This window comes from Kribbella sp. NPDC055110 (assembly GCF_053607525.1).
The window spans coordinates 36,284-42,828 of the sequence record NZ_JBSGTS010000040.1 but is presented as its reverse complement, the minus strand read 5'-3'; the positions used below and the strand labels follow the sequence as shown (position 1 = coordinate 42,828).

The following is a 6,545-nucleotide window of genomic DNA, read 5'->3' as shown; positions in this document are numbered from 1 at the left end:
CACCCGCACCCCCGACCGCCGCACCCGCGACGCCACCATCAACATCCAGATCCACAACTTGACCCCCGAAGCCGACACCTAACCGAACGGCGTTGGGGTTAGGGGAGGCGCCAGTCGACCGGGTCGGCGCCTTGCTCGGCGAGGAGGGCGTTGACCCGGCTGAAGGGGTGGGAGCCGAAGAATCCCCGGTCCGCGGACATCGGGCTCGGATGCGCGCTCTCGACGTACGGCGTGCTGCCCAGCATCGGCTTGAGCGTCTGGGCGTCGCGGCCCCAGAGGATCGCGACGAGCGGGCCGCCGCGGTTCACCAGCGCGTGGATGGCCTGCTCGGTGACGCTCTCCCAGCCCTTGCCGCGGTGCGCGCCGGACTTGCCCGGCTGCACGGTCAGCACCCTGTTGAGCATCAGTACGCCCTGGTCGGCCCAGGGGGTGAGGTCACCGTTGGACGGCGCCGGTACGCCGACGTCCGCCATCAGTTCGCGGTAGATGTTCGCGAGACTGCGCGGAATCGGCCGTACGTCGGGGGCCACCGAGAAACTGAGCCCGACCGGATGGCCCGGGGTCGGGTACGGGTCCTGCCCGACGACGAGCACCTTCACCTGTTGCAGCGGCCGGTGGAACGCCCGCAGCACGTTCTCCCCGGCCGGCAGGTAGGCCCGCCCCGCGGTGATCTCCCCGCGCAGGAACTCACCCATCTGCGTCACAGTGCCTTCGACCGGAGCCAACGCCTCAGCCCAGTCCGGCGCCACCAGATCCGACAACGTCTTAGGACTCACCCGCCACAGTCTCGCAGTACTGCGGCTCGCTTTGCACCTCGGGTTGTCGCCCGTTGTTTGCGTGTCGCTCAAACGTTGGTGTGGCTGCAGACGGTACAAAGGTCGCGGCCCCGCACAGGTATGAGCTCTGCGGGGCCTTTGCTATGGGCCTATGCGGCGAGGCGGCGGAGGGCTGCGGTGTAGCGGGTGGCGGCGTAGTGCTGGGCCTTGCGGGTAATGGGACCGGCCAGGCGGGTATACCAGCTGGCCGGGCGGCTGTAGGCGCGGATGGTGGCGTGGACGCCGTCTGGGTCGCGGGTGATGAGGAAGGACTCCTCGCCGGCCTCGGGGTGGCCTTCCAAGGTTCCGTACGCGAACCCGACGCGGTCCGGTTCGTTGACGACCCAGACGACGCGGCAGGGGACTGGCAGGCCTAGTTGGGTCTGCGTTCGGAGCCGTGGGATCAGCATGCCAGGTCCCAGACGGCCCAGCGAGTCGGTGCCGACCTGTGGTGGCGTGGCGGTCGCAGTCACCGGTATGCCGGCCGCGCGGTGCATGCGCCACGTCAGCAACGCGTCAGCAGCCCGCTGGAACACCTCGTCCCCGGCGCCGATCCGCTCCCGGTACTCCAACCGGTGGTATCCCTCGGGCGTCTCGTCGTACTGCGTCGACCCCACCTCGTCGTACGTGAACCGCAACCCCGCAAGGTCTTCCAGCTTCATCGGACCCCTTCCCGTCGCATCGCCAGTACGCCGCACAACGCAAACCCAACCGCATTAGCCACACCGTGCGTAGCAACCATCCACTCCAGCGGCAGGTACGGCGTGTCCACCACATGCCCCAGCGCCCAGCTCACCGCGAGCAGCATCGTCAACACGAGCACGGACCCGGACACCATCAACAGGATCGCCGTAGTCCGATCCGCGCGCCGCGACCGCTTCCACAGATTCCAGCCGACCAGCCACATACCTGCGGTCAGTACGACGGCTCCTGCGAGCTCCACCGGGTCCCCGAGGAAGAACCCGAGCAGAACGATCGCAGTACCCAGTGGAACGCTCACGGCTGCCAGACCGTCCGCAGCGAGGTAGGCCATCAGTGCGGCCGCGAAGCCCGCGAAATGGAAGTGGGCGACCGTCAGCGACAGCACGGTCAGGTTGAAGCCGAACAACTCGTACGACGAACGCTCGGCGACCAGTGCGAGTGCTGCGATCGACGGCGTGACAAGAGCGGTGTAGAGCGCCACCTGTCCCGTGCTGATGGTCCTGTGCTGGAAGAAGTGCCGCGCGGCCAGTGCGATCAGGACGAGCGTGCCTGCGAAGTAGACGGCCGCGAGGACGATCGACACAGCACCGCGTGGCAGCCAAAGAGCTACCGAACCAGGAACGGCGAACGCGAACCACCAGCGGTTGCTGGTGGTTCGCGTTGGCAGGATGGTGAGTCCGAGGGGTACGACGACGAGCATCCCCAGGCTCACCACCGCGTGGACGAGGACGGTCAACTGGCCTTGAGGCCGGTGGTGTTGTCTTCCTTGAGCGCGTTGAAGAGCGCCGTCGCCTTGGCGGTGTCCCACTTCACCGCGTCACCCCGGTTGCAGCACAGCTTGAAGTTGTCGTTGCTGGTCGGGACACTCAGTGCGACGCCGCCGCTGCCGGAGATCGCCTGCATGCCGCGGGCGAACTTGACAAAGTCGAGCAGGCTCATGTCCTTGTCGACGGTCAGCGCGTCGACACCCTTGGTCGCGACGTTGTAGTAGCGGATCGGGTTCAGGAACGTGGACGGCGAGGCGGCCTTCTTGGCGACGGCACCGACCATCTGCCGCTGCCGCTCGGTGCGGCCGAAGTCGTTCTTGCCGTCGGCGTGCCGGGACCGGACGTACCCCAGCGCGTTCACGCCGTCGAGCTGCTGGCACCCAGCCGGCAGGTTGATGTGCGCCTTGTCGTCATTCATTGCCTTCGGCAAGCACATCTTGATGCCGCCGACACTGTCGATGACGCTGGCGAAACCGCCGAAGCCGACCTCGACGTAGTGGTCGATGCGCAGTCCGGTGTTGCCCTCGATCGTCTGGATCAGCTTCGCGGGCCCCTGGTTGAAGGCGGCGTTGATCTTCTGCTTGCCCTCGACGCCGGGGATGTTGACGGCGCTGTCGCGCGGGATGCTGATCAGCACCGTCGGTCCGGACGTCGGGACGTGCATCAGCATGATCGAGTCGGTCCGCGGCGGGCCGGCGTTGCCGCCGGTGTGCAGCCGGGCGCGCTCGGCGCGGCTGAGGTTCTCGCGAGCGTCCGATCCGACCATCAGGTACGTCGTACCGGGGGTCGCGGCCGGCCGTTCGCCGGTGGGCATCGCGTCGAGCTTGTCGATCCGGCTCCAGGCGTAGAGCGGGACGGCGATCAGCATCAGAACGAACAGCAGGACGATCAGTCCGACGGTCCGGAGGAACCAGTTGCGGCGCTTCTTCGGGCGGCGCGCCGGGTTCGCTGGTCGCGGGTCGATGGGCTGCGTTTCACTCATAGCCATGACCGTATCGGTGCCCGGCCGCCGAACACGTCACCCCAGTGAATGGTTTTACACGTCGGAAAGTCGATGGCACCTCCTTCAAAGGGAGGAAATCCGCCCCGAGATCGAACCGGAGCGCCGGAACGCGATCGGCGACATCCCAACTCTGGCGGCGAACAGGCGACTGAAGTACGCCGGGTCGTCGTACCCGACCCGCCGCGCGACCGCGGCCACGGACAGGTCCTCCTCGGCGAGCAAAACCTTTGCAGAGCTGAGCCTGGTGCTCAGAACCAGCTCATGTGGAGTTGAGCCTGTCGTACGGCGTACTGCGTCGCGCAGCTGGTTCACGGTGAGTCCTAGCTCACTGGCGTAGTCCTGAATGCTCATCGGCGTACACGCGAGTTCAGCGAGCCGTGCGGCGACTCCGTCACCAGTACTCGTTCCAGCCTGACCGATCAGGTCGTAGAGCGCTCCCGTGAGCTGTACGGCGTTGTGCTGCGTGCTGACGCGGAGGAGCCGAGTGAATGCGCGGTCGATCGCACGCGGGTCGGCGTACCGGCGGACTGGTTGGCTGGGATCGAGGTGGCCGAGTGAGGTAAGTGCTGCGGTCGCAGGTCCGCTGAACAGGGTCCAGACCTGACGCCAGCGTGTTGCGGGGCGGTAGCCGTGTAGGACGCCGGGGAAGAGCCAGAGCATCGCAGGCGCGCGTACCTCGTGCAGCTGACGGTCGGGGCCGTGCAGCAGGTGGCCGCGTCCTTCTCTCAGCCAGACGAGGGCGTGACATCCGAGGGCGCGCTCCGGTGCGGGCTCTGGGCCGTGCGTCTGTTCGCCGGCGCCGAGACAGAAGAGTCCAAGTTGGCTCTCGACAGCGCCTGGTGTCAGGTAGATCGACCAGTTCTGCACGGATACAAGAGTCCAAGAAGCCGGGGCGGGTGTCCATTCTGCTGAGCGCCGTACGCGGATGGAATGGAGGTGTGCTGACGTCTAACGGATACGTGCTCGATGAGCGGCGGTTGGGTGAGCTGGTTGCGGTGCCTGAGGCGGAGCGGGGTGATCGGGCGCGGCTGCGCAGGCGGTTGCAGCTGGACGGGTACCTGTTTCTAACCGGGCTGCTGGACCCTGCGGTGGTGTCGGCGTTCCGCGAGTACTACTTCGGGTTGACGGGGGCTGCTGCGGACAGAGCGGCGTACCGGAAGGTGCTGTTCGAGGAGATCGTGCCGGGGACCGAGTACGCGGCCTTCTGTGCGCAGCCGGCGTTGAAAGGCTGGTTCGAGTGGTTCCTCGGTGATGAGCCGTTCCTGCACCGGCGGAAGATCATCCGGCAGACGGCGCCGGGCGAGAACGGCATCGGTACGGCGACGCAGGCGCACTACGACCTCGTGTACCTGCGCGGCGGCAGTGACCAGGTGCTGTCCGCGTGGATCCCACTGGGCGACTGCCCGGTCAGCCTCGGCGGACTGACCTACCTCGAGGGCAGCCACCACAGGGTGCTCGAGGAAGAGGCAGCCGGCCGACTGAAGCGCCCAGCAGCGTCCATCACCGCGGACCTGCCCGCTCTGGCGACGCAGTACGACGCCAACTGGCTGGTCACGGACTACGCGGCCGGAGACGTCGTCGTACACACCGCCCACACCGTCCACGCCGCCCTCGACAACGTGTCGACGGAGCACCGCCTCTCGACCGACATCCGCTACCAGCGCGCGGCAGACGCGATCGACACCCGCTGGCAGAACCACTGGCACGACCAGGACGGCTTGTGACGGTATGACCGGTATCCGGATGCTTCTCGCTAACGACAATCATTTCGGTTAAGGTGCGGATCGGAAGGTTGAACCGAGTCTGAGGAGAGCCGTGAACCGGAACGAACTGATCGCCGGCGTGGCGCAGAAGGCGGGGATCCCGCGGGGCCAGGCCGAGAAGGTCATCGACGCACTGGGTGACGTCGTCACCGAGGCCGTGCAGCGCGGCGACAAGGTGTCGCTGACCGGCCTGCTCAGCATCGAGCGGGTCCTGCGCGCCCCGCGCACCGGCCGCAACCCGCAGACCGGCGAGCCGCTCGACATCCCGGCAGGCTACTCCGTCCGCCTCTCCTGCGGAAGCCGCCTCAAGGCCGCAGCCCGAGGCGACCTCCGCACCGTCCGCTGACCCTCAGCGACGGACAGCCGTTGCCCAGTACGGCGTCGTCGGGGTCGGCGGCGTACTGAACCGGGCATCGACCAGATAGAGCCGGTTCCCGAACGGGGCCGCGGTCGTCGGGATGTCGAAGCCCGGATCGGTGATGGTCCGCGTCTGCGTGCCCGACGTCCCGGCCCGGTCGAGGTTCACCACCGCGACCTGGTTGGAGAAGTTCTGCACGACGTACAGCGTGCGGTCGAGCAGCAGCATGCCGTCACCGTTCGTCATCAGCGTGCCGCCGAGGTCGACGCGCTTCGTGACACCGGTCTGCGGATCGACCCGGAACAGGAATCCGGTCGACGACTGCACGAGGATCACCGCGCGACCGTCCGGCGTCAGCGTGATGCCGTTGCCGTTGAACCCGGTCGGATCGTGCACGTAGTCACCGGTCAGCGGCACGGTCCGCATCTGGTTCAGCAGCTGGCCGTTGCGGCCGATCGGCACCTGGTAGACGACGGGCCGGCTGGAGTCCGTGAACCATGCGCTGGTCTCGCCCAGCACGACATCGTTCACGAACGTCGCCGGCTCGGTGGTCAACTGGTAGCTCTTCAGGATCTTCCCGGTGCGGATGTCGACGACGCGCGCCGTACCGCTGACGCCGCCGGCGATCCACAGCCGCCCGCGTTCGTCCGCCTTCAGCCCGACCGACGGCGTACCGGGTCCCTGGCTGATCACCTTTCCGTGCCCGGTGCGCAGTGCGGCGGCGTGGATGTCGCCGTCGGCCAGCGAGCCGAAGTACGCCGTACTGCCGCTGATCGCAATGCCTTCCGGCTGGAATCCGTCCGGCAACCCGATCCGCGCCGGGAACACCTCGGACTGCTTGTCCGTTGCCGGTCCGAACCGGATGCGATCGCACGGGCTGTCGTAGACCGAGTGCTTGACGACGGCGGGTGCCTGCGCGGGCGGGGCGGTGGCCTCGGCTGCCGACGTGGTGACGAGGCCCAGCATGAGCGCCGGCAGCCCTATCAGTGCTGTGATGTTTCGGATGTTCATGATTCCTCCCGTCGGCTCACCGTAGGACGGGCGGTGGCGGTCGGGAACGGCTCAGCGTTCGATACCCGGTCCTGTGGATAGTTCGGAACGGCGGATTCGCGAACCGGGTATGTTCGCTGGCAGCAA

At 67.3% G+C, this 6,545-nt stretch carries 8 protein-coding genes; 2 read left to right on the top strand and 6 right to left on the bottom strand.

Translation table 11 applies throughout. The features are described 5' to 3' along the window. Nucleotides 1-98 precede the first annotated feature (98 nt). The 5 genes from ACWF0M_RS35835 to ACWF0M_RS35815 form a co-directional block, all read right to left on the bottom strand. The gene (locus ACWF0M_RS35835; protein ID WP_452240203.1) at nt 99-776 is read right to left on the bottom strand and encodes a uracil-DNA glycosylase; all 678 of its coding nucleotides are present in this window, start codon (nt 774-776) and stop codon (nt 99-101) included. Between the two features lie 149 nt (nt 777-925). After that, nucleotides 926-1,477: a DUF1990 family protein gene (locus ACWF0M_RS35830; protein WP_452240202.1), complete on the bottom strand. Its 552-nt coding sequence runs from the start codon at nt 1,475-1,477 to the stop codon at nt 926-928. Continuing rightward, nucleotides 1,474-2,253 (bottom strand): YndJ family protein, encoded by a 780-nt coding sequence (locus tag ACWF0M_RS35825; protein ID WP_452240201.1) that lies wholly within the window; start codon nt 2,251-2,253, stop codon nt 1,474-1,476. The genes ACWF0M_RS35830 and ACWF0M_RS35825 overlap by 4 nt, the downstream gene beginning before the upstream one ends. Further along, a complete protein-coding gene (locus ACWF0M_RS35820) occupies nt 2,250-3,266 on the bottom strand; it encodes an LCP family protein (protein WP_452240200.1) in 1,017 nt (338 codons plus the stop codon). Before ACWF0M_RS35820 ends, ACWF0M_RS35825 begins: the two co-directional genes overlap by 4 nt. 84 nt (nt 3,267-3,350) lie before the next feature. Further along, nucleotides 3,351-4,154 carry a helix-turn-helix domain-containing protein gene (locus tag ACWF0M_RS35815; RefSeq protein WP_452240199.1) on the bottom strand — a complete coding sequence of 268 codons (804 nt, stop codon included), beginning with the start codon at nt 4,152-4,154 and terminating at the stop codon, nt 3,351-3,353. A 71-nt stretch (nt 4,155-4,225) separates the two neighbouring features. Between ACWF0M_RS35815 and ACWF0M_RS35810 the strand changes: the two genes are divergently transcribed. Next, nucleotides 4,226-5,011, top strand: coding sequence for a phytanoyl-CoA dioxygenase family protein (locus tag ACWF0M_RS35810; RefSeq protein ID WP_452240198.1), 786 nt, complete (start codon nt 4,226-4,228; stop codon nt 5,009-5,011). Nucleotides 5,012-5,102: 91 nt separating this feature from the next. Next, nucleotides 5,103-5,396 (top strand): HU family DNA-binding protein, encoded by a 294-nt coding sequence (locus ACWF0M_RS35805; RefSeq protein ID WP_452240197.1) that lies wholly within the window; start codon nt 5,103-5,105, stop codon nt 5,394-5,396. A 3-nt stretch (nt 5,397-5,399) separates the two neighbouring features. On the opposite strand, the gene ACWF0M_RS35800 is transcribed toward ACWF0M_RS35805, so the two are convergent. Further along, on the bottom strand, nt 5,400-6,419 hold the full coding sequence (locus ACWF0M_RS35800; protein WP_452240196.1) for an SMP-30/gluconolactonase/LRE family protein: 1,020 nt from the start codon (nt 6,417-6,419) through the stop codon (nt 5,400-5,402). Between the last annotated feature and the right edge of the window lie 126 nt (nt 6,420-6,545).

What these genes read in the sequence shown, in the direction of transcription:
- ACWF0M_RS35830 (WP_452240202.1), bottom strand. Translation starts at nt 1,477, where the DNA reads ATGAAGCTGGAAGACCTTGCGGGGTTGCGGTTCACGTACGACGAGGTG.
- ACWF0M_RS35820 (WP_452240200.1), bottom strand. Translation starts at nt 3,266, where the DNA reads ATGAGTGAAACGCAGCCCATCGACCCGCGACCAGCGAACCCGGCGCGC.
- ACWF0M_RS35800 (WP_452240196.1), bottom strand. Translation starts at nt 6,419, where the DNA reads ATGAACATCCGAAACATCACAGCACTGATAGGGCTGCCGGCGCTCATG.